The following is a 22,495-nucleotide window of genomic DNA, read 5'->3' on the forward strand; positions in this document are numbered from 1 at the left end:
GAAAGCACTTACATACCGGTACTCCGGGACGGCTGGGCCGTCGTTTCAATTCCGTGACGGGTCTGGTATTTCAAGAATGCCATCAGTACCAAAGCCACTACGAAGGCTCCGACGAAGAAGTACAGCGTCGTAGCGTAGCTGTTCGTCGTTTCTTTGATGATCGATACCAAGACCGGACCGGCAACGCCGGCAGCCCCCCAAGCCGTCAGGATACGGCCGTGAATGGCGCTGAGATACTTGGTCCCAAAAAGGTCGCTGAGGTAAGCCGGCATGCAGGAAAAACCGCCGCCATAGCAAGTAATGATGAGCAGGAGGAGGATTTGGAAGCTGAAAGCGCTGGTTACATTGGCAAGCTGCCAGAAGGCCAGGATTTCAATGGCGAAGAATAAAACATATGTCGACGAACGGCCGATATAGTCGGAAACGGTAGCCCAAGCAATGCGGCCGGCACCGTTCAAGAGACCGATGAGGCCGACCATAGAAGCCGCTGCCATGGGAGACATGCCGACGACATCCTGGGCCATGGGAGAAGCGACGGCCAAGAGGGCGATGCCGCAGGTAATGTTCGTAAAGAAGAGCCACCAAATGGCGTAGAACTGCCACGTTTTCATGGAGTCGCGAACGGTAAACTGAGGCTGTGCATCAGCATATTCAACGTTTGATTTCTTTTCAGCAGCCGCTGCCGAATCTTCTTCGGGAGACGCTAAATATAAGGAAGAGGCCGTCATAATGACCATATATACAATACCGAGGATGATGAAATTAGCCACCAGACCAAAAGACTGAACCAGAATTTGCATGGCAGGACCTGCAATCAAGCTGGCAAAACCGAAGCCCATGATAGCCAAACCCGTTGCAAAGCCTCGGTTTTCAGGGAACCACTTAACCAACGTCGATACCGGCGTAATGTATCCCGTCCCCAGGCCGATGCCGCCGATGACGCCGTAGAACAAGTAGAGCATGGGCAGGCTGTGCAGATAGAGGGCAGCTGCCGTACCGAACATAGCCAAGACGAAGAAGGTCATCGACAAGAGCCCTGATTTGCGAGGTCCGATTTTTTGAACAAAACTGCCCAAGAAACCGGCCGATAATCCGAGGAATAAAATAGCTAAAGAAAAAGTCCACGTCGTTTCCTGCAGGCTAAAGCCCATAGCTTCCATGATCGGCTTGGTCAAAACGCTCCAAGCGTAGACACTGCCGATACAAATATGAAGGCCGATAGCCGACAAAGCGATGAGCCAACGATTTCTTTTCATGATCCATTATCTCCTTCCAGGTAGGGAGCCAAGAGGTCTGAAAAAAAATATACCGACCCCCGGGCCCAAGAATATGTTAGTAGCATACACTTGCCCAGACGGTCGGCATGAAATGGCTTCGTACAGTTCACGTGGTTGCTCCACTTGAATCCGTCAGTCCTGTACGAATCTGCTGATGTTATTATACGAATATTGATTTATTTTGTCAATATCAAATTTTAAGCGGCCGGAGAAAAAGGAACGTAGTCCTTCGATTCCGTGGACTGGCCGGCAGCTTTTTGTGTCGTTGCTGCACTCGACGATTGTTCCTGCCCCTGCTGAGCGGCTAATTCAGCAGCCTGCTGCTGCTTTTCCTGAATATCCGATAAGGTCTGGCCTGCCGGTGCATGGCGCACGATGTAGACATTTTCTGCCGGTTCCGCATCTTTCAGAGCCGAAAAAGCGTAGGTCATCAGTTTCTGGGCATCGCCATAGCGGTCACTCGAATTCATGATCGACGCAATGACCGTCCGGCCGTCTCTCGTTGCCGAAACGACCAGGCAAGGACCGCCGGCATTGGTCGTACCGGTCTTGATGCCGTTGGCGCCGGCAAAGCCGCTGGTCAAAAACTCGTTGGTCGACGTGCAGTGCTTGAATCCGCCGTCCATATAGGGCATGTCGAATTCGCTTCGGCTGACCATATCCTGAAATTCAGGGATCTTCATGCCATAGGCAGCGATAACAGCCATGTCGTGAGCCGTCGAGTAATGGTTCGTATCGGGAAGGCCGTGAGGATTGGCAAAGTGCGTATGAGAAGCGCCTAAAGCAGCTGCTTTTTCATTCATCTTGGCGACAAAATCGGCTTCTGTCGGCGTCACCGTTTCGGCGACGGCAACGGCCGCATCACAGCCCGATACGAGCATCATGCCGGTCATGCCATTACTGAGGGTAATCTGATCGCCCGGTTTGATGCCGAGGACCGAAGCATCACTTTCGATGTCATAGATATCATTCGTAATATTAAGGGGTTTATCCATCAGATTTTGACTCTTCCCGAGCTCAATGCCGAGGATGGCCGTCATAATCTTAGTCGTACTGCCGGGATAGGCCAGGTCATCGGCATTTTTCGCATAGAGTTCATCCCCCGTATCGGCATCCATGACATAGGCTGCATGAGCCTCGATATCCGGTTTCTGCAGTTCATCGGCAAAGACCGGCGCTGCCATCGTCATACAGGCAGCAGCAGCCAAACAAATCATTTTTTTCAAAGACATAATTGCACCTCTCCTTTATAAAGGATTTTTTACAGCCATTTTCGGCTTGCGCGGATATTTTTTAGGACTTTCGCCAGTCTTTTGAATATAGATGACGGCCCGCACCTCATCGAGTCCCGGAAGCTGAACGGCCTTCACATGGTCCACCGTACCGCCTAAAATCTTCAAGGCCTTTTCAGCTTCTTTCAGTTCGTCCTCATACTGGGCGCCCTTTAAAGAAATGAAATAACCGTCCTGTTTGACATAGGGCAGAGCCCATTCGGCCAGAATATTTAAACGAGCCACGGCTCGGCTGGTCACGACGTCAAAGGCACTGCGGTAGATAGGCTGATGGGCCGCCTCTTCGGCCCGACCGTGAAGGAAATCGGCAGTAAGTCCCAATTGATCGACCAAGTTCTGCAAAAAAGTAAGTCTCTTTTGCAGGGAGTCAAAAAAGGTAACCTTCAAATCCGGGCGATAGATGAGCAGGGGCAGGCCGGGAAAACCGGCGCCGGTTCCCAAATCAAGAACGGACGCCCCCGGCGTAAAGCAATCCGCTTCATAACAGGAAAGACTGTCGGCCATGTGTTTTATCGCTACTTCTTTAGGCTCGGTAATGGCCGTCAGGTTCATGACCTTATTGGTTTCAATTAATTGTTCATGAAAGACGTCGAATTGGCGGAGCTGTCCCTCCGTAACCGAAAGTCCCATGGCTGTAAGAGCCGATTGTAATTCACTGCCAAACATATTACTTATCCCCCCGGTTGTGTTGTTCCAAGAGAATCAGAAGGGCCGTAATATCGGCCGGTGAAACGCCGGAAATACGGCTGGCCTGACCTAAGGACAAGGGGCGGATTTCATCGAGCTTCTGCCGCGCTTCGGCAGACAAAGTGTCGATGTCGGCATAGACGATGTCTTTGGGCATTTTCTTCTTTTCCAGACGGTTCATCTTATCGACCTGTTCCATCTGGCGACTGATATAGCCTTCATATTTAATCATGATTTCGATTTCTTCCTCAACGTCTTCCGCTAAGTCCGGCAAGTCAAAGACGGTCTGCAAGGAAGCATAGGTCACGTCATCACGACGAAGAAGGTCATAGGCTGTGAGGGCCGTATGGATAGGCGCTGTGCCGAGTTTTTCAAGTTTCGCCAAGTTGTCTTTAGACGGCGTAACTGAAATTTCCTTCAAGGCCGAAATCCCCGCTTCAATAGCCTGTTTCTTATTTGTGAATGCCTGATATCGTTCTTCTGTAACCAGGCCGATATCATAGCCCTTCTGGGTCAGGCGCAAATCGGCATTATCCTGCCTCAGGATGAGGCGGTACTCACTGCGGCTGGTCATGATGCGGTAAGGCTCGTTCGTTCCCTTGGTGACTAAATCATCGATGAGGACACCGATGTACGCTTCGGAACGGGTCAGGACGAAGGGATCCTTATGCTGCACTTTTAAAGCTGCATTAATACCGGCAATCAGCCCTTGAGCTGCCGCTTCTTCATAGCCGCTGGTACCGTTGGCCTGGCCGGCTGAAAAGAGGCCGGAAATCTTTTTCGTTTCCAACCACGGCGTAAGCTGCGTCGGATCGAGGCAGTCGTATTCGATGGCGTAACCGGGACGCATTATTTTCACGTCCTCAAGACCCGGTATGGTCCTCAAAAAAGCGTACTGAACATCGGCCGGCATACTGGTACTCATGCCCTGGACATACATTTCTTCTGTCGATTCCCCTTCCGGTTCGACAAAGAGCTGGTGCCGCTTTTTATCGGCAAAGCGGACGATTTTCGACTCAATGGACGGGCAGTACCGGGGACCTATGCCTTCGATGACGCCGTTGCACATCGGCGCCCGATCAAGGTTGTCGCGAATGATTTTATGCGTTTCTTCATTGGTAAAGGTCAGCCAGCAGCAAGCCTTGTTGCGGTTCTTTCGTTCCGACAAGAAGGAAAATGCATGGCCGTCTTTATCCCCTTCCTGCTTAGTCATTTCATCAGTCCGAAGGGTGCGGCGGTCAACGCGGGCCGGCGTACCGGTCTTAAAGCGCATGAGCTTGATCCCGGCTTTTAAGAGCGATCCCGACAGGTCTTCTGCCGAACGCTGGCCGATGGGGCCGCCGGAATAGGTGCAGTCGCCAATGATGATTTTCCCCTTTAAATAGGTTCCTGTCGCCAAGATGACGCAGGATGCCTTATAGACTTCGTCCAGTTCCGTCCGCACGCCAGAAACCTTACCGTCTTCGAGCAGCAAGTCAGTAATCATAAGCTGTTTGACATCGAGATTTTCCTGGTTTTCCAGGGTCTTGGTCATGTCCATCTGATACAGCTTTTTATCGGACTGCGCCCGCAGCGAATAGACAGCAGGACCCTTGCCGGTATTGAGCATCCGCATTTGCAGGCACGTTTTATCGGTATTGATTCCCATTTCTCCGCCTAAGGCATCGATTTCCCGGACCAAATGACTCTTTCCGGGACCTCCTACGGCCGGATTGCAGGGCATGAGGGCAATATTATCTAAATTTAAAGTAGCCATCAACGTCTTGGCACCTAAGCGGGCACTGGCAAGAGCCGCTTCACAGCCGGCATGGCCGGCGCCGATGACGATGACATCATATGTATCGACGGTAAACATAGTTCCACCTCTTTATTTTCCCAAACAGAATCGGCTGAAGATTTCTTCAACGATATCGTCATGAACGGTATCCCCCGTGATAGAGCCCAAGAGGCTCCAGGCTTCCCGCAAGTCGACGACGGCAAAATCGACAGGCATGCCGTCTTCCATCGTCTTCAGGGCACGGCTCAAGGCCTCCCGGCTTTGGCGGACCAGCTCAATATGACGCGTATTGGTTAAAAGAGCACTGCCCGATTGATTCGTACGTGGCAGGGCCTGTTCCAAAAGCCGGTCTTTTAAAACCTCCAGGCCTTCGCCGGTACTGGCCGAAATAGACAGGATCGGATGGTCATAAGCCGTAAGATTGCCTTCGCCGACGACAGCCGGCAAATCGAGTTTATTGAGGACGATGAGGGCATTTTTATCAGCCGTTGCCGCTAAGATGCTCTTATCTTCCTCAGAAAGAGGCCGAGAACGGTCGATGACAACGACGGTGATATCGGCCTTGTCCATATAGGATTTAGCCTTCGTTACGCCAATCTGTTCGACCCGGTCATCGGTCTCGCGAATTCCTGCCGTATCGACCAAACAGACGGGAACGCCCTTTAAAGAAATCCATTCTTCGAGAACGTCCCTCGTCGTGCCCGGCACATCGGTGACGATAGCCCGATCGCTTTGAAGCAGGCAGTTGAGCAGGCTCGATTTGCCGGCGTTCGGTGTGCCGGCAATGGCTGCCATGACGCCGTCACGGATCATTCGCCCTTCCCGCGAAGCAGTCAACATCTCATCGAGGGCTTCAATTTGAGTCCGAATAGAACCGGCAACATCTGGGACCGTAATATCTTCTAAGTCTTCTTCAGGATAGTCGATCATGACTTCTAAGCGGGTAATAAAATCGGTCAATTCCCTGCGCATGGCACCGACGGCCTTCGAAAGCCGTCCTTCAAGCTGACTGACAGCATTGGTAAGGCCCTGATCGCTCTTGGCCTGGATGACATCCATGACGGCCTCGGCCTGAGCCAGGTCGATACGGCCGTTCACGAAGGCCCGCTGCGTAAATTCGCCGGGATTGGCCAGGCGGGCCCCATGGGAAAGGACCTGAGCCAATATTTCTTCTAAGGCCTTGTAGCCCCCGTGGCACTGGATTTCTAAGACATCTTCAGCTGTATATGAATGAGGCCCCTTCATGATGAGCAGCAAAACTTCATCGATTGGCCGGCCGTCATCAGACACGATCATACCGTGCTGGATGGAACGGTCCCGACGGTTCGCTAAAGGAACCTCAGAGGAACTCTTAAAAACGGCATCGCCGACCGCATAGGCCTTGCTGCCGCTGATACGAATGACGCCGATGCCGCTTTCACCGAGCGGGGTTGCAATGGCCGCAATCGTATCGGCCGTATCATACATCATATATGACTCCTTCCATAGTCTAAAAGGAGTTGTCAGCGACAACTCCTTTTTCATATCTATCGTTATGCGTTATCCTTGATAATAAATGACGACGTGACGGTACGGATCTTTGCCTTCGCTTTCCGTCCGCACTTCCGAATCATTTTGAAGCGCGACGTGAATAATTTTTCGTTCATAGCCATTCATCGGCTCTAAGGTAACGGACTCGCCATTTTGTTTGACCCGGTTGGCCAAACGATGAGCCAGCTGCTTCAGCGTTTCTTCACGGCGATGGCGGTAGTTTTCAACATCGAGCATAATAAAGTACCGTGCATTCTCGCCTTGATTGGTCGTCAGGTTGGTCAAATATTGGAGGGCATCCAAGGTTTGACCGTGCTTGCCTATAAGAATGCCTAAGTTCTTGCCATGGAGATGAAGAAGGATCTTATCGGATTTAATCATCTTTTCAATGACTACGTCAATGCCCATGTTCTTAAGGACTTCCTGAAGGAAAGCCTTGCCCTTGGCAGCCGCTTCTTCTGCCGAAAAAACAGCTTCCTCCGGTTCATGTACGACCGCTTCAGAAATCCCGTCTTCTTCCACATCAGATGCTGAGACTTCTGGATCCTTTGCATCTTCAGACGTTTCAGCTATTTGCGGTTCTTCAACGAGAACTTCCTTTTCCGGTTCGGCCTGAACGACGTCAGACGGTACCGGCGTGACATCGGCCTTTTCAGTAATACGGACCCGGGCCGGTTTACTGCCAAATCCAAAGAAACCGCTTTTCGGTTCTTCTAAGATCTCGATATCGACTTCTTCTTTCATTCTGCCGAGGCGCACCAGACCGGAGCGCACGGCATCTTCGATCGTTTTTCCTGTTGCTTCGATAGTACTCATGCTTCTGCTCCTTTATTCTTGAGGTGAGCCATAATCATCTGCTGGCCCCACTGGAAAAGGTTAGAAACGACCCAGTAAATGACCAAGCCGCTCGGGAAGTTGAGGCTGATCCAACCGATAAACAGCGGCATGACGACTTTCATGATTTTCTGCTGTTTCGCTTGAGCCTCCGAGGCAGCTACCTGTGCGCCGGACATCTGGTTCTGAATAAAGTACGTCGAAATGGCCGACAGGATTGGCATGACGTAAATAGGATCCGGCTGACCGAGACTGGGAAGCCATAAAAAGCTTTCAAAGGCAGGGTCATAAGGATACTCTCTTAAAGCATAGAATATAGAAATAAGGAAAGGCATCTGAATGAGAATGGGAAGGCAGCCCGACAAGGGGTTAACGCCCATTTCCCGATACAGTTTAGACATTTCTTCCTGCATCTTCTTCTGATTTCCCTTATATTTCTTCTGTATCTCTTTAATCTTAGGCTGCAAAAGCTGCATGCCTTCCATGGAACGGATCTGTTTCGCCGTAAGGGGCGACAGCACCAATTTAATAATCAAGGTGAGCAAGATAATGGCAATGCCATAGCTCGGATAGCCCATGTTCTGGGTAAAAGCATAACAGTAATTCATAAATGTCGTCATAATACCACTGAGGACATCCATTATTCCACTGAAAAAGCCCAATGTGCTCAACTCCTGTTCAGTTGTAAAAATAAGGATTTACGGTACGGGATCATATCCACCCTTATGAAAGGGATGGCATTTTAAAATGCGCCTTATTGCCAAGTAACTCCCTTTTAACGCACCGTATTTCTGCAATGCTTCAAGAGCATAGGCAGAACAAGTGGGATAAAACCGGCAGCATGGCCGGTGAAGCGGCGATATAAATAACTGGTAGCCCCGAATCAGGGCTATGAAACACCATTTCATGCATCATCACTTCTTTTTCAATACCCTGGCATGCCGGAATAACTGCAAAATAGACTGCTCTGCTTCTGCATATCCGGCATATTTCAGACTGCTGCGGCCAATGAGGACTAAATCGAAACCGTCCTTCAGATCAAACTGATGGAGTCGGTATACTTCCTTCATCAGACGGCGGCAGCGGTTGCGCTCAACGGCACAACCGATTTTTTTCCCCGTCACAAAACCAATGCGGGTCGGTTGCTTTGGCGACCGCGGCAGGACGTATAAAACGACGCGGCGATTGACATACGACTTCCCGCGGCGGTATACGAGCTGGTATTCGCGATTTTTACACAGCCGTTGCTCTTTCGTTAGTTCATACATACATAATTGTCCTAGTAATGCTAGAAAAACAGAAAAATTCCACATGCCGGAACTTTTCTGTTTATCTCGTAATAATTAAGCAGAGAGTTTTTTTCTGCCTTTCATGCGTCTTCTTTTTAAAACCATGCGGCCGCCCTTAGTCTTCATTCTTTCACGAAAACCATGAGTTCTTTTTCTCCACAATGTATTCGGCTGATATGTCTGTTTCAAGCTAGACACCTCCTTTTCCATCATTGACTGTAATTAATTTACACCATAACAGGTTAATTATAGTAAGTGAATGAAGGCCTGTCAAGCCTTATTTTTAGTAGATTATTCCATTTGAGAATACCTTATGCATAAGTATTCCAGCAAAAATTCCTTCCCATAACCGGGGTTTTGTTGTAGAATGTGGATAGATAAATACAGTTATCAACAATCCATCCACATTTTGTGGATAAGTGGAAAGAATCGGAAACTCGATGTATATCGGCTTTCCGGCTTTTTACATTTCATTTGTTCACGTTGTCCACAATGAAGTTGTACACATATGAACGCCCATTATACACACTTAAATTTTTCGTACAGACAGGAAGGATTATTATGGATCTGCTCAGTTTATGGGAAAAAATGTTAGCCAATTTGAAACAAGTCTTGCCAAAAGAAATTTTCACTAATTGGTTTGAAGGCAACATCATTCCCTACTCGTATTCCGAAGAAGAAAATCTGCTCATCCTCGACACGATGACCAATTTTCTTCGCGATTATGTCAGCAAAAAGTATACCGATGTCCTAGAGACAATCGCCGAAGAAGTCATTGGCCATAAAACCAGGGTTCAGCTCATTACCAGCCAAGAAAAAACGCCGACCCACGACAAAACCGAAGCCGTCGCCGAAACGATTACCCTTCCGCCAAAACAAAACACGACGCCGGCTGAACCCGTGACAACCTCCCACGTCGGAAAACCGGCCCAGGCAGTCCCTACCGAATGGGTTCAACCTGAACTTCCCATGAACGATACCATGCCGGCCATAAAGGATGCCGCTCCGTTATCACTGACAACAGAATCCAGTCCTTATAATAATAATTTAAATAAAGATTATACCTTTGACAACTTCATCGTCGGCAACAGCAATCGCGTAGCTACGGCCGTTGCCAAGTCGATCGCTGCCGCTCCGGCTCAAAAATGGAATCCTTTTTATATTTACGGGGACAGCGGCCTGGGCAAGACCCATTTAATGCATGCCATCGGCCATGAACTGTTAAAAAACTTCCCGAATATGCGTCTCTTATGCATTACCAGCGAAGACTTCGTCAATGAATTCATCCAATGCATCCAGGACCAGAATACGGAAAGCTTCCGCCGCCGGTACCGCAACGTCGACGTCCTCTTTGTCGATGACATCCAGTTCCTCGGCCGCGGTGAAAAGGAAAGCTCTAAGGAAGAATTCTTCCATACCTTTAATAAGCTCTACCAGGATAAAAAGCAGATGGTATTTACCAGTGATCGTCCGCCCCGCGACATAAAAAAACTGGAAGAACGCCTGCGCTCACGCTTTGAAAACGGCATGGTCACGCAAATCGAACCGCCTGATTTGGAAACGAGAACCGCCATCTTACGAACCTGGTCCGAAAAAGAAAATATCGTCTATGATTTAGATGCCTTAAATTACATTGCCGCCAATGTCAGCGAAAATATCAGAAAGCTGCATGGCGCTTTTATCCGCGTCCTCTTAGAAGCCTTGCAGACCAAGAGTAATGTCACCTTGCCGTTGGTTAAACATGCAATCAGCTATATCACCGATGCGCAAGATGAAAAGAAGTATATTACCATCGATGAAATTACAACCTATATCTGCCAACATTATAATATCAATTATAAAGAATTGATGGGCAAAAAAAAGACCAAGGATATTGCCCTCCCTCGTCAAATTGCCATGTATATGTGCCGTGAACTGACCGGGAACACTTATCCTCATATCGGAACGGCTTTCAATGGTCGTGACCATACGACGGTTATGCATGCCTGTACCAAGATCATGGAACGAGCCAAAGAAGATCGTCATTTCAAAGAACATATCGAAAAGATGATGAATGAAATCCGCGGTGTGGATAACTAGGTTGATAAAAATATCGATAGATTGTGGATAAGGTAAAAAAAGAAATCCACAGTGGAAATGTGGACAAAAAATAACTCATTATCCACATTCTATCCACACCTGTGGATAGCTGAAATTGGCTCTTATTCATCACTTATCCACAAATTCACAGGCCCTACTACTAAGACTACTATTTTTTAATTCACATTTAATTAATTTACTCAGCGCAGAAAAGGGGATACTCCATTGAGACTGAAACTAAAAAAAGAAGATCTGAACAAAGGCTTACAAGCTGTCCAAAAAGTAGCTCAGAACAAAAACAACAATATGTCTTCTGAAAACGGCCTTCTGATTAAAGCCCTTCACGGCATTATCGAATTTCAGGCCAATGATTATGACATGGGAATCAAGATCACCGTTCCCGGAATCATTGAAGAAAAAGGAGAAGCCTTCATTGCCAATCCTTATTTAATGGACTTGACCCGACGAATTCCCAGTGATGAAATTGAAATCATCAAGGCCGATACGGATACGCAGCTGCTCATTAAAGGCGACAAGCTGAAATTTGAATGCCTGACCATCAACCCCGATGACTTTAATGAAGTCGAAATCGTCGAAAACGGTTATGCCAGCTTTAAAACGACGAGTGTCGTCTTAAAGGATTTAATCGATAATACGTCTTATGCCTGTGCTACCGACGTAGCACGTCCGATTTTCATGGGGACCTTCCTCGATGTCCAGGGGGATCAGATGACCATGGTAGCCACGGATACGCACCGCCTGGCTCTGAAAAAGACGACCCTCGATGAACCGGTGAATAATCCGCTGCAGGCTGTTATCCCCAGCCGGCTCTTGTCAGAAATTTCTCGTCAGCTGCCAACGGATATTCCGGAGACCGTCGAAATCACAGCCGTCCGCAACTACCTGGCCGTTCAGTTCGGCAACGTCTACATCCGTACGCGCCTCATCGAAGGGGACTTCCCCAATTACCGCCGCGTCATTCCGACGGACTTTAAATGTATTGCCAAAGTCAATCGCTCCGAATTTACTGGCGCTGTGGAACGAGCTTCCATCGTAGCCAAAGATGCTCAGTATAATGTCATCAACTTCCTCATCAGCGAGGGCCAGATTAAATTGATGAGTCAGCATCCCGATTACGGTACCGTCGAAGACTACGTCTCCTGCGACATGGACGGCGAAGAATTGGATATCTCCTTCAATGGAAAATTTATCCTCGACATCTTGAAACATTGTCAGAGCAGCGACGTCATCTTGAAATCGAAAGAAAACAGCCCGATGCTCGTTCAGGATAAGGATGACGATTCTTGTGTATTTGTTGTAACCCCTATGAGGACAAAATAATGGAAACAATTAAAATTGAAACGCCGATGATCCAATTGGACCAGTTTTTGAAATGGGCCAGTATTTTACAAAGCGGCGGCGAAATCCGCTTTTTATTGGATGAAGATAAAATTTTAGTAAATGGAATTTTATGCAAAGCTAAGAGAAAAAAACTCTATCCGGGAGATACGGTAGAAATTAAGGATGTCGGTACATATTTGATTAAAGGTGAATAATTATGATGATTGAGTCGGTTCGACTGCACCGGTTCCGAAATTATGAGAATCAAAAAATCTCCTTTCCTAAGGCGACGATTCTCTTATATGGGCAAAACGGACAAGGGAAGACCAATCTTCTGGAATCTTTATATTTAGGCGGAATCGGCAAGTCTTATCGGGGCATTGCCGATTCTGATCTCATTTCCTGGGAGCACGAGAAAGCCAGCGTTATCATCGATTTTAACCGTAACGATACGACACAGCAGATAAAAGTGATCTTGTCCAAACTCGAGAAAAAAGAACTGTGGGTCAATGAAACAAAGGTATCGCAGAAAGAATTGATCGGAACCTTGAATGAGGTCCTGTTTTCGCCCGATGACCTTCAGCTCATCAAGGGCAGCCCTTCTTTGCGGCGCCGTTTTATCGACATGGAGATTTCTCAGGTCAGCCGGTCTTATTACCGGGATTTACTGCAGTATAACCGGGCCGTGTCGCAGCGCAATCTCTTATTGAAAAAGATGAAATACAACGGCAATCAATCGCTTGATGAATGGGATCGTCAGATTGCCGGTTTTGCAGCGTCCATCGTAAGCAAACGCTTAGAAGCTCTTCAGAAATTATCGTTTTTGGCAGGGGTTCTCCATAAAAGGCTCAGTCGGGGAAAAGAAATGCTCCATCTGACCTATGTCCAACCTTATGGGACTGGGGAGGGCCGCCATCAGACTGATCCGAAATGGTATTATGATTGCTTACAGCAGCATCTCCCTGAAGATATCCGCCGTCAAGCTACGTCGGTCGGGCCTCATCGTGACGATCTCTTATTTTCTGTCGGCCAAGGGGATTTAAAGAAATACGGTTCTCAGGGACAACAGCGGACGGCTGTCTTGGCGCTGAAATTGTCGGAGCTGGAATTTATCAAATCGGAGACCGGCGAATACCCCGTTCTCTTATTGGATGACGTCATGAGTGAGCTCGATCAAAGCCGGCGCCAGGCCTTGCTGGACTTTGTCCGCAACCGGATTCAAACCTTTATTACGACGACAGAGCCTGACATTTTTGCCGGTATGGATGGCTGTCATCCCATCTGTATTGAACAAGGGAGGGTGGTTTCTCATGGAGAAGCGAAGTCTTAAACTTGAAAAAGCCGGACTTGCCATTCCTGAAGTCTTGGCCAAACACCGTCTGCTCCTTCCCTACCGGATGTACCAGGCTAAGCGGGACTGGAAAAAAATCGTAGGCGAGCAAATTGCTAAATATTCATATATATTAGATTTTAAGAATAATGTTATTGTCATTGCCGTCATGAATCCCGTTTACATGAATTATTTATTTGTGTATAAAAATAAAATAATAGAGGAAGTTAATTCCTATATTGGGCATCAGGCTATTGCCGATGTCCGTTTTGTCAAAAAGGGGAAAAAGCCGGTTCAGACGGTCTATGAAACCTTAGAAGGAGAAGAAAAAGATGTCCTTCCTGAGGGGAATATCCGCCAAGTCATTCTTGACGATTCGACGGTGGCCAACATTCGTCGTGAAACGGAAAACCTCCCGGACGGCTTACGGGAACGGGTCGTACAGCTTCGTTTTGCCCAGGCTAAACGGGTAAAAGCCTATGCCGTAAGCGGCTTCATTCCCTGTCCCTCCTGTGGCCGCTGGATGGCTAAAGGCGAAAAGATTTGCATCTTTTGCCGGAGTGCTGCCCACCATGCCCTGAAAATGAAGGTACGTGCCGTTTTAGAAGATATGCCCTGGCTGACCTGGGAGAAAATGGCCGAGGCCCTGACTGTTCCGACAACGGATAAATCCGGTGAACAGGCCTATAATGACGTTAGGCGCAGCCTTATCTATCGGTATATTGAAAAGGTGTATTATGAATACGATACGGCTGCTGATGACCTCGTTTTGGCCATCCTCATTACCCGCCGTGTCCCCGGCGATATACCGCCTAAATTTATTGAAAATCTCGTTGCAAAATATCGGAGGAAACCAGAACATAATGTATCTCCATCTGAGTCCTGACACGATGATTCCCATCAAGGATATTGTGGCTATCGTACCGTATCCGAAACAAAAGGGCGCGGCTATTTTACAGTCTTTCGATCTCCCCGTGCGAGAGGTCGGAGTTTCGTCAGAACGGAATTGGCGCTCTTTAGTGATTACCGGGGAGGCAGTCTATTCTCTGCCCCTGACCGGGGAGACCATGCTTCGCCGATATCAGAAATGTTTGCAGATTTTGTCGCATTGCGAACAGGCGTAAGGGCGGTACGTATTTAAAAATTATTGATTTTACGGTATAATAAAGTGTTAGTTGCCTAGTTAATCATTAAAAATTGCAAGAAACAGGAGTTGAGAATTTATATGTCGAAAGACAAAGCGCGATATGGTGCCGAACAGATTCAAGTATTAGAAGGCCTGGAAGCCGTTCGTAAACGGCCTGGGATGTACATCGGCAGTACGTCTGAACGCGGTCTGCACCATCTGGTTTATGAAGTCGTCGACAATAGTATCGACGAAGCCTTGGCCGGGTATTGTACACATATCGAAGTTACGATTCAGGAAGACAACAGTATCACCGTTGTTGATAACGGCCGTGGTATTCCGGTTGCCATGCATAAGATCGGCAAGCCTGCTGTTGAAGTCGTATTGACTGTCCTCCATGCCGGCGGCAAATTCGGCGGCGACGGCTATCCCATTTCCGGCGGCCTTCATGGCGTCGGTATTTCTGTCGTCAATGCCCTGAGTGCCTGGACTAAGGTCGAAGTAAAGCGCGACGGTTATCTGTGGGGCATTTCTTTTGCCCGCGGGTTGACGGAGTCGCCGTTGAAAAAAATCCGGCCCTTGGAAGCCGGGGAAGAAACGGGAACCCGAGTTTCATTTAAACCGGATCATGACATTTTCCCCGATACGGTATACGATTTCAATACCCTGAAGACCCGCCTGCGGGAACTCGCATTTTTGAATAAAGGCTTAAACATCACCCTTACCGATAAAAGAGGCGAAGGCAAACAAGAAGTATACTGCTATGAAGGCGGTCTCGTTTCCTTTGTTTCCTTCTTAAATGAAAAACACCAGGCCGTTAATCCGACGGTGGTCAGCATCGATGGTGAAAAAAATAAGGTTATCGTCGATATCGCTATGCAGTATAACGACGGCTACAGTGAAAATATCCTGACCTTTGTCAATGATATCTTTACCGAAGAAGGGGGCACGCACCTCAGCGGGTTCCGTTCCGGTTTGACTCGTACCATCAACGACTATGGCCGCAGTGCCGGCATTTTAAAGGACAATGAAGATAATTTATCCGGTGAAGACGTCCGCGAAGGGTTGACGGCTGTCATAAGTGTCAAAGTCCGGGAACCTCAGTTTGAAGGGCAGACGAAGACCAAGCTCGGAAATGGCGAAGTCAAAGGCATCGTCGATAACATCATTTCTGATGGCTTGAAAGAATTTTTTGAAGAACATCCGTCGGAAGCAAAGGCGGTCATCAATAAGACCATTTCGGCGTCTCGTGCCCGCCAGGCAGCCCGCCGTGCCCGCGAATTGACGCGCCGGAAAAATGCTTTGGAAATCAGTAGTCTTCCCGGTAAATTGGCCGACTGCTCAGAAAAAAATCCTGATCAGACGGAAATTTACTTAGTCGAAGGTGACTCGGCAGGCGGCAGCGCCAAACAGGGCCGAGATCGAAGATTCCAGGCTATCCTTCCGCTCCGCGGGAAAATCATCAATGTCGAAAAAGCTCGTCTCGATAAGATTTTGGCTAACGAAGAAATTCGCTCCATGATTACGGCTTTCGGTACCGGTATCGGTCAGGAATTCGACATCAGCAAACGCCGTTACGATAAAATTATCATCATGACCGATGCCGATGTCGACGGTGCCCATATCCGCACGCTGCTCTTGACCTTCTTCTATCGGTTTATGAAGCCCCTCATTACGGAAGGCCACGTCTTCATCGCTCAGCCGCCGCTGTATCAGGTACGCAAGGGAAAACAGGTATGGTATTTCTATACCGATGAATCGATGCAGAGCAAGCTCGATGAATTAGGACGCGACAACAATTCTGTCGTCGTCCAGCGTTATAAAGGTCTTGGTGAAATGAATCCGGAACAGCTCTGGGAAACGACGATGGATCCGGAAAACCGGACCATGCTCCAAGTCCACTTGGAAGATGCTGTGGAAGCCGACCGTATTTTTTCGGTCCTCATGGGCGATAAGGTCGAACCGCGGCGTAAATTCATTGAAGACAATGCGAAAAAGGTCCGTAACCTCGACTTATAATCAGGAGAACCTATGCCGAAACTTTCTCGAAAGATAAACTTATTTACCGATTCCGTCATTGCCCGCATGTCAAAGGTAGCTGAAGGATGCGGGGCCATTAACCTGTCAGAAGGGTTTCCCGATTTTCCGCCGCCTAAGGCTATGCTCGACCGCTTGGCCGAAGTCGCCAAGGAGGGACCTCATCAGTACAGTCTCGATAACGGGGCTTCGAATCTGCGCCGGGCTCTGGCTGATTATCGAAAAAGCTTTACCGGAAGGCGCCCAGACCCGGAGACGGAAATCGTCGTTACCTGCGGAGGTACGGAAGCGCTGATGACGGCCATGATGGCCATCGTCGATCCCGGCGATAAGGTCATCCTCTTCTCGCCTTTTTATGAAGCCTATGCAACGGATGCCCTGCTCTGCGGGGCCGAGCCGATTTATGTGTCCCTCAAAGGAGACGATTATACCTTTGACGGCGATGAATTAGAAGCGGCCTTTAAACAGCGGCCGAAGGCAATTTTTATTTGTAACCCGTCCAATCCCTGCGGTAAGGTTTTTTCGAAAGAAGAACTGCTTACCATTGCGTCCCTTGTCGAAAATTATGATACCTTTGCCGTCATCGATGAAGTCTATGAACACATCGTCTACGAACCGACGGAGTATACCTATTTTTCGACCCTTCCCGGGATGTATGAACGGACCATTTCCTGCGGCTCCCTATCGAAGACGTATTCGATTACGGGCTGGCGGTTAGGCTATATCTTTGCCTCTCCCGCAGTAACCGATGCCATTAAAAAGCTGCACGTCTATCTGACAATCAGTGCTCCCAGTCCCCTTCAAGAAGCGGCTGTAACCGGTCTGGAGTTCGGTCTTGACTACTATCAGTGCCTTCGAGAACTCTACCGGAAAAAGCGAGATTTCGTCATGAAGGGCCTCGATGCCATCGGCATAGCTCACAACGTCCCTCAAGGAGCTTTTTATATGCTCCTCGACATCGGTACCTACGGGTATGATGACGATGAAGCCTTTTGCCGGGATTTAGCGGAAAAAATCGGCGTCGCCCTCGTTCCGGCATCGACCTTTTTTAAAGAACCTGTCCATCACCTGGCAAGATTGCAGTTTGCCGTCCGCGATGAAACCTTAGCCGAAGCCATGCATCGTCTGGAAGGCATTCATAAACTAAAAAAATAATTTGTCTCGTTACCTTATCATAAGGAGGGATTACCGATGAAAAAATGGCACCTGCTTCTCGCTGCCCTTTGTCTGACAGTCAGTACGATGACAGTCCTGGCCGACGGCGTTCCGGAAGGTACGCAGACGGGACAGTCGTCAGCCGTCATCCTCACTGATCCGACGGTAAATATGAAGAATTTGAGTGATTTTTATATTCTTGAAGGCCGTACCTATGACAAGGTAACCGGATTGCTTATGGCCTTGCCGCCGCAGACGACAGGCCTTACAGGCGATTATTATTTTCGCGTTGACAAGCAGGTCGTCGGCGACTACTTCTATCACGTCAAAGCTTACGATACGGACTCCCACGTCTTAAAGGGAAACTATTTTGTGGCTAAAGATGAGAGCAGTGCCTGGAAGCTTCAGAACGACCAGCAGGCATCCCTTATCTACGGCAGTTCCGAAAAGCTGATGGATAAGGTTGAAGTCGTCGTGTATCCGCAAAAAATCCCTCTTGGCAGTTACGGTATCATCCGCGTTCATGTACCGGGAATGATTCCCTATGATATCAAGGCGACCAGCCTCAATACGAAAATTGCCGATATTACGGAGCATATGAATATCCGCCCGCTGGAAGCGGGGAAAGTCGATCTCGTCGTCGATGTGAAAATCGGCGATTCCCTTCGCACGGTGACTAAAGAAATTACCGTCGTCGATGAAGCGGACCGCAGAGAATCAAAGTCCCGCAATAATCCCAGCGTCGGTGTCGGTATCGGTATTGGCTGGGGCAGCGGATGGCATCATGGCGGTGGAATCGGCATCGGTGTAGGACCTTGGTGGTAATCTAAAAGGAGAGTGTATCTACTGTGGAGTTTTCCCTAGGAAAACAGTTACTGGTCATCATCTTACTTATCTTTGGCAACGGCGTCTTTTCATTATTGGAAATGGCTATCGTCAGCAGTCATCAATCTCGATTGGAAGCGATTGCCGATGAAGGAAGCAAGTCGGCGGCTATCGTCCTGAAACTGCGTGAAAATCCGAATAAGATGTTTTCTACGGTCCAGTTCGGCATCACCTTGATCAGCCTTCTGACCGGTGTCTACGGCGGTACGGAAATGGCCGGTCCTTTATCCGTTTATGTAGCCAAGATTCCAGGCCTTGAACCGTATGCCTATACGATTAGTCTGACCAGTGTCGTCGTATTGATTACCTATTTGACGATTATCCTCGGTGAAATTGTTCCTAAAAGGATTGCCATTGACAATCCTGAAAAAGTAGCCTGCTTGCTGGCCCGTCCCATGCTGTACTTTTCGGCCATCTGTACGCCTGTCGTCTGGATCCTGTCGTGGTCGACGACGGCTGTTACCAAAATGATGGGCGTCAAGAAGCCGGAAGTGCTGCCGGTTACGGAAGACGAAATAAAATTGCTCTTAGAGCAGGGCGTCGAACTCGGGGCTTTTGAAAAAGAAGAACCGGAGCTGGTCACCCGCGTCTTTCGCCTGGCCGATATGGACGTCGGCGACATCATGACTAACCGGACCCAAGTCGATTGGCTCGACGTCGAAGATCCGGAAGCGACGATGATGAATGAATTGGTGGCTTTCAATCACAATAATCTTCCTGTCGGGCGGGGGTCTTTGGATGACTTCATCGGCATGGTATCGGTCAGTGAAATCTTTCAGAAGTATTATGAAAATATTCGCCATCAAAAACCGGCGTCTCTGCCTGTTATTGTAGAAGAATGCGTCCACAAACCGATTTATATTCCGGAATCGATGGACATCATGAAAGTCGTCCACGTCTTTCGCGAACACAGCGTTCATGAAGTCGCCGTCCTTGATGAATACGGAAACTTTAGCGGCATCCTGACCCTTCACGATATCCTCGAAGAATTAGTCGGCATCATGCCGGCCGGGGAAGAAGAAAAGAAGGAAGAAGCCAATCGCATCATCCAACGGGGACCGAACGACTGGCTTATCGAAGGACTGCTTACGATTGAAGAATTTAAAGATTTCTTCGGCATCGAAGATGAACTGCCTGACGAAGAAGAAGACTTGTATAAAACCCTGGCCGGCCTGATTACCTATGGTGTCGGCCGGATCCCACGGGAAACGGATACCTACGTATGGAAGGACTTTACCTTTGAAGTCGTCGATATGGATAACCTCCGCGTCGATAAAATCCTCGTCACTCGCAATCCAGATTATTCTGAAGATGATGAAGAAGAAAAATAAAGGCATGAAAAAAGGGAGCTGTACCTCAATCAATGGGTACAGCTCCTTTTGTCGTACTTATTCACTTTTGGTCGAGCGGAGAAAGAGATTTTTTAAGACTTCATGAGGGTCCTGATGTTCCTGTATGATGGAATGAACGGCCGACGTAATGGGCAGTTCTACGCCGTAGTGGGCCGATAGATCTAACAGGGCTTCGGTCGTGCTGACGCCTTCAGCAAGTTTTGAAAAAGTGTTTCCTTCGATAAAATCCTGACCGAAGCGGCGGTTGTTGCTGTGCGGCGAAAAGAGGGTTGCTTCATAGTCGCCTAAGTGACTGAGGCCGTACACGGTCATGGCCTGGCCGCCCATGGCAGAGACTAAAACCGATAACTCATGGGCACCGCGGGCCATGAGGGCACCTTTTAAGGCCGTCATATGGGCCCCGTCGAGCATGCCGGCTGCAATACCGACGACGTTTTTGGCAGCAGCTCCGATTTCAATGCCGAGAAGATCTTGGCCGTAATAGAAGCGGATCAGCGGGCTGGTAAAAGTATCGACTAAGAAATGGGTCAACTCATCGTCTACCGAGGCGATGACCATACAATTGGGCATGCCGCTAATAAAGTCCTGGACATGGCCGGGTCCGACCCAGACCGCAGTCCGTACGGTATCCCCAAGTTCTTCTGCCATTACCGTTGTCAGCCGCTTGCCGCTGCCGGCTTCGAGGCCCTTCATGGCCAATACGAAGGGCAAGTGCTTGTCGTATCCGGCGCTCCGGATATCCTTGGCAAAGGAACGAAGCTGCTGGGCACTGATGGAAATAATGCAGATATCGGCACCGGACAGGGCCTCTTTCAGGTCGTCGGTCAGGGTGATTGCGTCTGGTAAGGTAAGATAATCATTTTTCCTTGTTTCTTTCAGGCGGCTCAGGTTTTTAGAACCCGGTCGTCCCCATAAGGTCACGTCATGACCGATATGGTCGGCATACCAGGCATGGAAACTGCCCCAGCGGCCACAGCCTAAGACGGTGATATTCATAGTGGTTTCTCCCCTCAGAATAAGTTTTTGTAATTAAATTATAACATGGATTTATCGATTCAGACAGTTTGTGACGATGGATAAGGGCTTTAACCAAAGTATACTTTTTTGGCAAGGATGTTGAATTTTGTTGGAATTGCAATGGATATTTGTCCCCTCATTGGATATACTGAACTCAGAAAGGGCAGTGATGAGCCCTCTTGTTTCGATATGTCGTGAGTCAGCAGCTAGTCTGCCGCGAAAGGAGTATGCCTTATGGGAAGAAAAATTACAGAAAAAGTTACTTGGGTCGGAAAAATCGATTGGGAACTGAATAAGTTTCACGGCCATGAATATTCGACGGAAAAGGGTTCGTCTTATAATTCCTATCTAGTTCGCGACCAGAAAGTCGCCTTGATCGATACGGTATGGAAACCCTTCGATGAAGAATTCGTCGATTACTTAAAACAGGAAATCGACTTGAATAAAATCGATTACATCGTCATGAATCATAATGAAAATGACCACAGTGGGGCACTGCCGGCTTTGATGCGGGAAATCCCCGACGTTCCCATTTACTGTACCCAAAAAGGCGAAGCCATTCTTCGCGGGCTGTATCACCAAGATTGGAATTACGTCAACGTCAAAACGGGCGATACCCTGGATCTTGGTGACAGTAAGCTGGTATTCATTGAAGCGCCCATGCTCCACTGGCCGGATACGATGTTTACCTATATGACCGGTGACAATATCCTCTTCAGTAATGACGGCTTCGGTCAGCATTTTGCCAGCGAATGGATGTATAACGACTGCGTCAACCAGGCAGAACTCTATCATGAAGCCATGAAGTATTATGCCAATATCTTGAATCTCTACAGTCCCATGGTCATCCGTAAGATTGATGAGATCTTAAAGATGAACGTTCCCGTCAATATGATCTGCCCCAGCCACGGCGTCATCTGGCGCGATAATCCCCTGCAAATCGTGGAAACATATCAGAAGTGGGCTAAAGAATATCAGGAAAATCAGATTACCATCATTTACGATACGATGTGGAACGCCACGCGGCGCATGGCTGAATCGATTGCCCAAGGCCTTCGTGAGGCCGACCCGACGCTGACGGTCAAGTTGTATAATTCAGCCGTCGACGATAAGAACGATATCGTCACGGAAGTCTTTAAATCGAAGGCTATTTTAGTCGGCTCACCGACAATCAACTACGGATTTCTCTACTCTATCGGCGGCATCATGGAGATGATTCGCGGTCTGAAGTTTAAAAACAAGAAAGCCGCAGCCTTTGGCAGTTACGGCTGGAGCGGCGAATCGGTCAAACAGATTACGGGCCTTTTAAAAGAAGCCGGATTTGAACTGGTTAACGACGGACTCCGCTGCCAGTGGAACCCCGACATGGAATCACAAAACCTCTGCCGTGACTTTGGGCACGATTTTGCAAAGTCTCTGGCAAAATAAGCCTCTTCTGTCTCATAAAAAAAATCGGATCTCTCCCTCGAGAGGTCCGATTTTTATTT

At 48.5% G+C, this 22,495-nt stretch carries 22 protein-coding genes and 1 riboswitch; of the genes, 11 read left to right on the plus strand and 11 right to left on the minus strand.

The features are described from left to right. Nucleotides 1-8 precede the first annotated feature (8 nt). From TX77_RS03325 to rpmH, 10 genes are all read right to left on the minus strand, one after another. The gene (locus TX77_RS03325) at nucleotides 9-1,256 is read right to left on the minus strand and encodes an L-lactate MFS transporter (protein ID WP_044503411.1); all 1,248 of its coding nucleotides are present in this window, start codon (nucleotides 1,254-1,256) and stop codon (nucleotides 9-11) included. An 85-nt stretch (nucleotides 1,257-1,341) separates the two neighbouring features. Continuing rightward, nucleotides 1,342-1,427: riboswitch (ZMP/ZTP riboswitch) on the minus strand. Between the two features lie 47 nt (nucleotides 1,428-1,474). Next, entirely contained in the window at nucleotides 1,475-2,509 is a 1,035-nt protein-coding gene (locus tag TX77_RS03330) for a D-alanyl-D-alanine carboxypeptidase family protein (RefSeq protein ID WP_081651688.1), read from the minus strand. A gap of 15 nt (nucleotides 2,510-2,524) precedes the next feature. Then, nucleotides 2,525-3,235 (minus strand): 16S rRNA (guanine(527)-N(7))-methyltransferase RsmG, encoded by a 711-nt coding sequence (gene rsmG, locus TX77_RS03335; RefSeq protein ID WP_044503412.1) that lies wholly within the window; start codon nucleotides 3,233-3,235, stop codon nucleotides 2,525-2,527. 1 nt (nucleotide 3,236) lies between these two features. Next, nucleotides 3,237-5,111 carry a tRNA uridine-5-carboxymethylaminomethyl(34) synthesis enzyme MnmG gene (gene mnmG, locus TX77_RS13545; protein ID WP_044503413.1) on the minus strand — a complete coding sequence of 625 codons (1,875 nt, stop codon included), beginning with the start codon at nucleotides 5,109-5,111 and terminating at the stop codon, nucleotides 3,237-3,239. A gap of 12 nt (nucleotides 5,112-5,123) precedes the next feature. Further along, nucleotides 5,124-6,500 (minus strand): tRNA uridine-5-carboxymethylaminomethyl(34) synthesis GTPase MnmE, encoded by a 1,377-nt coding sequence (gene mnmE, locus TX77_RS13550; RefSeq protein ID WP_044503414.1) that lies wholly within the window; start codon nucleotides 6,498-6,500, stop codon nucleotides 5,124-5,126. A gap of 72 nt (nucleotides 6,501-6,572) precedes the next feature. Beyond that, nucleotides 6,573-7,379 carry an RNA-binding cell elongation regulator Jag/EloR gene (gene jag, locus TX77_RS03350; RefSeq protein ID WP_044503415.1) on the minus strand — a complete coding sequence of 269 codons (807 nt, stop codon included), beginning with the start codon at nucleotides 7,377-7,379 and terminating at the stop codon, nucleotides 6,573-6,575. Continuing rightward, nucleotides 7,376-8,038 (minus strand): YidC/Oxa1 family membrane protein insertase, encoded by a 663-nt coding sequence (locus tag TX77_RS03355; RefSeq protein WP_044503416.1) that lies wholly within the window; start codon nucleotides 8,036-8,038, stop codon nucleotides 7,376-7,378. Before TX77_RS03355 ends, jag begins: the two co-directional genes overlap by 4 nt. Nucleotides 8,039-8,095: 57 nt before the next feature. Beyond that, on the minus strand, nucleotides 8,096-8,305 hold the full coding sequence (gene yidD / locus TX77_RS13155; RefSeq protein WP_071822302.1) for a membrane protein insertion efficiency factor YidD: 210 nt from the start codon (nucleotides 8,303-8,305) through the stop codon (nucleotides 8,096-8,098). Between the two features lie 6 nt (nucleotides 8,306-8,311). Next, entirely contained in the window at nucleotides 8,312-8,665 is a 354-nt protein-coding gene (gene rnpA / locus TX77_RS03360) for a ribonuclease P protein component (RefSeq protein WP_044503417.1), read from the minus strand. A gap of 75 nt (nucleotides 8,666-8,740) precedes the next feature. Continuing rightward, nucleotides 8,741-8,875 carry a 50S ribosomal protein L34 gene (gene rpmH / locus TX77_RS13160; RefSeq protein ID WP_071822304.1) on the minus strand — a complete coding sequence of 45 codons (135 nt, stop codon included), beginning with the start codon at nucleotides 8,873-8,875 and terminating at the stop codon, nucleotides 8,741-8,743. 372 nt (nucleotides 8,876-9,247) lie between these two features. Here rpmH and dnaA point away from each other — a divergent pair, with 372 nt between their 5' ends. The 10 genes from dnaA (at nucleotide 9,248) to TX77_RS03410 (ending at nucleotide 19,970) form a co-directional block, all read left to right on the plus strand. Then, nucleotides 9,248-10,765, plus strand: a complete 1,518-nt coding sequence (dnaA, locus tag TX77_RS03365; protein WP_044503418.1) for a chromosomal replication initiator protein DnaA — start codon at nucleotides 9,248-9,250, stop codon at nucleotides 10,763-10,765. A 225-nt stretch (nucleotides 10,766-10,990) separates the two neighbouring features. Beyond that, nucleotides 10,991-12,106 (plus strand): DNA polymerase III subunit beta, encoded by a 1,116-nt coding sequence (dnaN, locus tag TX77_RS03370; protein ID WP_044503419.1) that lies wholly within the window; start codon nucleotides 10,991-10,993, stop codon nucleotides 12,104-12,106. Further along, on the plus strand, nucleotides 12,106-12,321 hold the full coding sequence (locus tag TX77_RS03375) for an RNA-binding S4 domain-containing protein (protein ID WP_044503420.1): 216 nt from the start codon (nucleotides 12,106-12,108) through the stop codon (nucleotides 12,319-12,321). Before dnaN ends, TX77_RS03375 begins: the two co-directional genes overlap by 1 nt. A 2-nt stretch (nucleotides 12,322-12,323) precedes the next feature. After that, nucleotides 12,324-13,436, plus strand: coding sequence for a DNA replication/repair protein RecF (recF, locus tag TX77_RS03380; RefSeq protein ID WP_044503421.1), 1,113 nt, complete (start codon nucleotides 12,324-12,326; stop codon nucleotides 13,434-13,436). Next, entirely contained in the window at nucleotides 13,417-14,322 is a 906-nt protein-coding gene (locus TX77_RS03385) for a DciA family protein (RefSeq protein ID WP_044503422.1), read from the plus strand. The genes recF and TX77_RS03385 overlap by 20 nt, the downstream gene beginning before the upstream one ends. Beyond that, nucleotides 14,300-14,560, plus strand: a complete 261-nt coding sequence (remB, locus tag TX77_RS03390; protein ID WP_044503423.1) for an extracellular matrix regulator RemB — start codon at nucleotides 14,300-14,302, stop codon at nucleotides 14,558-14,560. The genes TX77_RS03385 and remB overlap by 23 nt, the downstream gene beginning before the upstream one ends. Before the next feature lie 101 nt (nucleotides 14,561-14,661). Further along, nucleotides 14,662-16,581, plus strand: coding sequence for a DNA topoisomerase (ATP-hydrolyzing) subunit B (gene gyrB / locus TX77_RS03395; protein WP_044503424.1), 1,920 nt, complete (start codon nucleotides 14,662-14,664; stop codon nucleotides 16,579-16,581). 12 nt (nucleotides 16,582-16,593) lie between these two features. Then, nucleotides 16,594-17,754 (plus strand): pyridoxal phosphate-dependent aminotransferase, encoded by a 1,161-nt coding sequence (locus tag TX77_RS03400; protein ID WP_081651689.1) that lies wholly within the window; start codon nucleotides 16,594-16,596, stop codon nucleotides 17,752-17,754. Between the two features lie 36 nt (nucleotides 17,755-17,790). Further along, a complete protein-coding gene (locus tag TX77_RS03405; RefSeq protein WP_044503425.1) occupies nucleotides 17,791-18,579 on the plus strand; it encodes a hypothetical protein in 789 nt (262 codons plus the stop codon). Nucleotides 18,580-18,602: 23 nt separating this feature from the next. Beyond that, entirely contained in the window at nucleotides 18,603-19,970 is a 1,368-nt protein-coding gene (locus TX77_RS03410) for a hemolysin family protein (RefSeq protein WP_044503426.1), read from the plus strand. A 57-nt stretch (nucleotides 19,971-20,027) separates the two neighbouring features. Here the strand turns inward: TX77_RS03410 and TX77_RS03415 are convergent, their stop codons facing one another. Further along, a complete protein-coding gene (locus TX77_RS03415; protein ID WP_044503427.1) occupies nucleotides 20,028-20,987 on the minus strand; it encodes an NAD(P)H-dependent glycerol-3-phosphate dehydrogenase in 960 nt (319 codons plus the stop codon). Between the two features lie 255 nt (nucleotides 20,988-21,242). On the opposite strand from TX77_RS03415, the gene TX77_RS03420 reads away from it, so the two are divergent. Continuing rightward, nucleotides 21,243-22,436, plus strand: a complete 1,194-nt coding sequence (locus TX77_RS03420; RefSeq protein ID WP_044503428.1) for an anaerobic nitric oxide reductase flavorubredoxin — start codon at nucleotides 21,243-21,245, stop codon at nucleotides 22,434-22,436. The last annotated feature ends 59 nt before the right edge of the window (nucleotides 22,437-22,495 follow it).

The sequence above is a fragment of the Megasphaera massiliensis genome, assembly GCF_000455225.1.
GTDB classification, from domain to species: domain Bacteria; phylum Bacillota; class Negativicutes; order Veillonellales; family Megasphaeraceae; genus Megasphaera; species Megasphaera massiliensis.

Bases quoted from the DNA above. Each gene is read 5' to 3' on its own strand.
- TX77_RS03325 (WP_044503411.1), bottom strand. From the start codon at position 1,256: ATGAAAAGAAATCGTTGGCTCATCGCTTTGTCGGCTATCGGCCTTCAT.
- TX77_RS03405 (WP_044503425.1), top strand. From the start codon at position 17,791: ATGAAAAAATGGCACCTGCTTCTCGCTGCCCTTTGTCTGACAGTCAGT.
- TX77_RS03330 (WP_081651688.1), bottom strand. From the start codon at position 2,509: ATGTCTTTGAAAAAAATGATTTGTTTGGCTGCTGCTGCCTGTATGACG.
- TX77_RS03385 (WP_044503422.1), top strand. From the start codon at position 13,417: ATGGAGAAGCGAAGTCTTAAACTTGAAAAAGCCGGACTTGCCATTCCT.
- TX77_RS03400 (WP_081651689.1), top strand. From the start codon at position 16,594: ATGCCGAAACTTTCTCGAAAGATAAACTTATTTACCGATTCCGTCATT.
- yidD (WP_071822302.1), bottom strand. From the start codon at position 8,305: ATGAAATGGTGTTTCATAGCCCTGATTCGGGGCTACCAGTTATTTATA.
- gyrB (WP_044503424.1), top strand. From the start codon at position 14,662: ATGTCGAAAGACAAAGCGCGATATGGTGCCGAACAGATTCAAGTATTA.
- TX77_RS03415 (WP_044503427.1), bottom strand. From the start codon at position 20,987: ATGAATATCACCGTCTTAGGCTGTGGCCGCTGGGGCAGTTTCCATGCC.
- TX77_RS03375 (WP_044503420.1), top strand. From the start codon at position 12,106: ATGGAAACAATTAAAATTGAAACGCCGATGATCCAATTGGACCAGTTT.
- mnmG (WP_044503413.1), bottom strand. From the start codon at position 5,111: ATGTTTACCGTCGATACATATGATGTCATCGTCATCGGCGCCGGCCAT.
- recF (WP_044503421.1), top strand. From the start codon at position 12,324: ATGATGATTGAGTCGGTTCGACTGCACCGGTTCCGAAATTATGAGAAT.
- rnpA (WP_044503417.1), bottom strand. From the start codon at position 8,665: ATGTATGAACTAACGAAAGAGCAACGGCTGTGTAAAAATCGCGAATAC.
- mnmE (WP_044503414.1), bottom strand. From the start codon at position 6,500: ATGTATGATACGGCCGATACGATTGCGGCCATTGCAACCCCGCTCGGT.
- jag (WP_044503415.1), bottom strand. From the start codon at position 7,379: ATGAGTACTATCGAAGCAACAGGAAAAACGATCGAAGATGCCGTGCGC.
- TX77_RS03355 (WP_044503416.1), bottom strand. From the start codon at position 8,038: ATGGATGTCCTCAGTGGTATTATGACGACATTTATGAATTACTGTTAT.
- remB (WP_044503423.1), top strand. From the start codon at position 14,300: ATGTATCTCCATCTGAGTCCTGACACGATGATTCCCATCAAGGATATT.
- rsmG (WP_044503412.1), bottom strand. From the start codon at position 3,235: ATGTTTGGCAGTGAATTACAATCGGCTCTTACAGCCATGGGACTTTCG.
- TX77_RS03420 (WP_044503428.1), top strand. From the start codon at position 21,243: ATGGGAAGAAAAATTACAGAAAAAGTTACTTGGGTCGGAAAAATCGAT.
- dnaA (WP_044503418.1), top strand. From the start codon at position 9,248: ATGGATCTGCTCAGTTTATGGGAAAAAATGTTAGCCAATTTGAAACAA.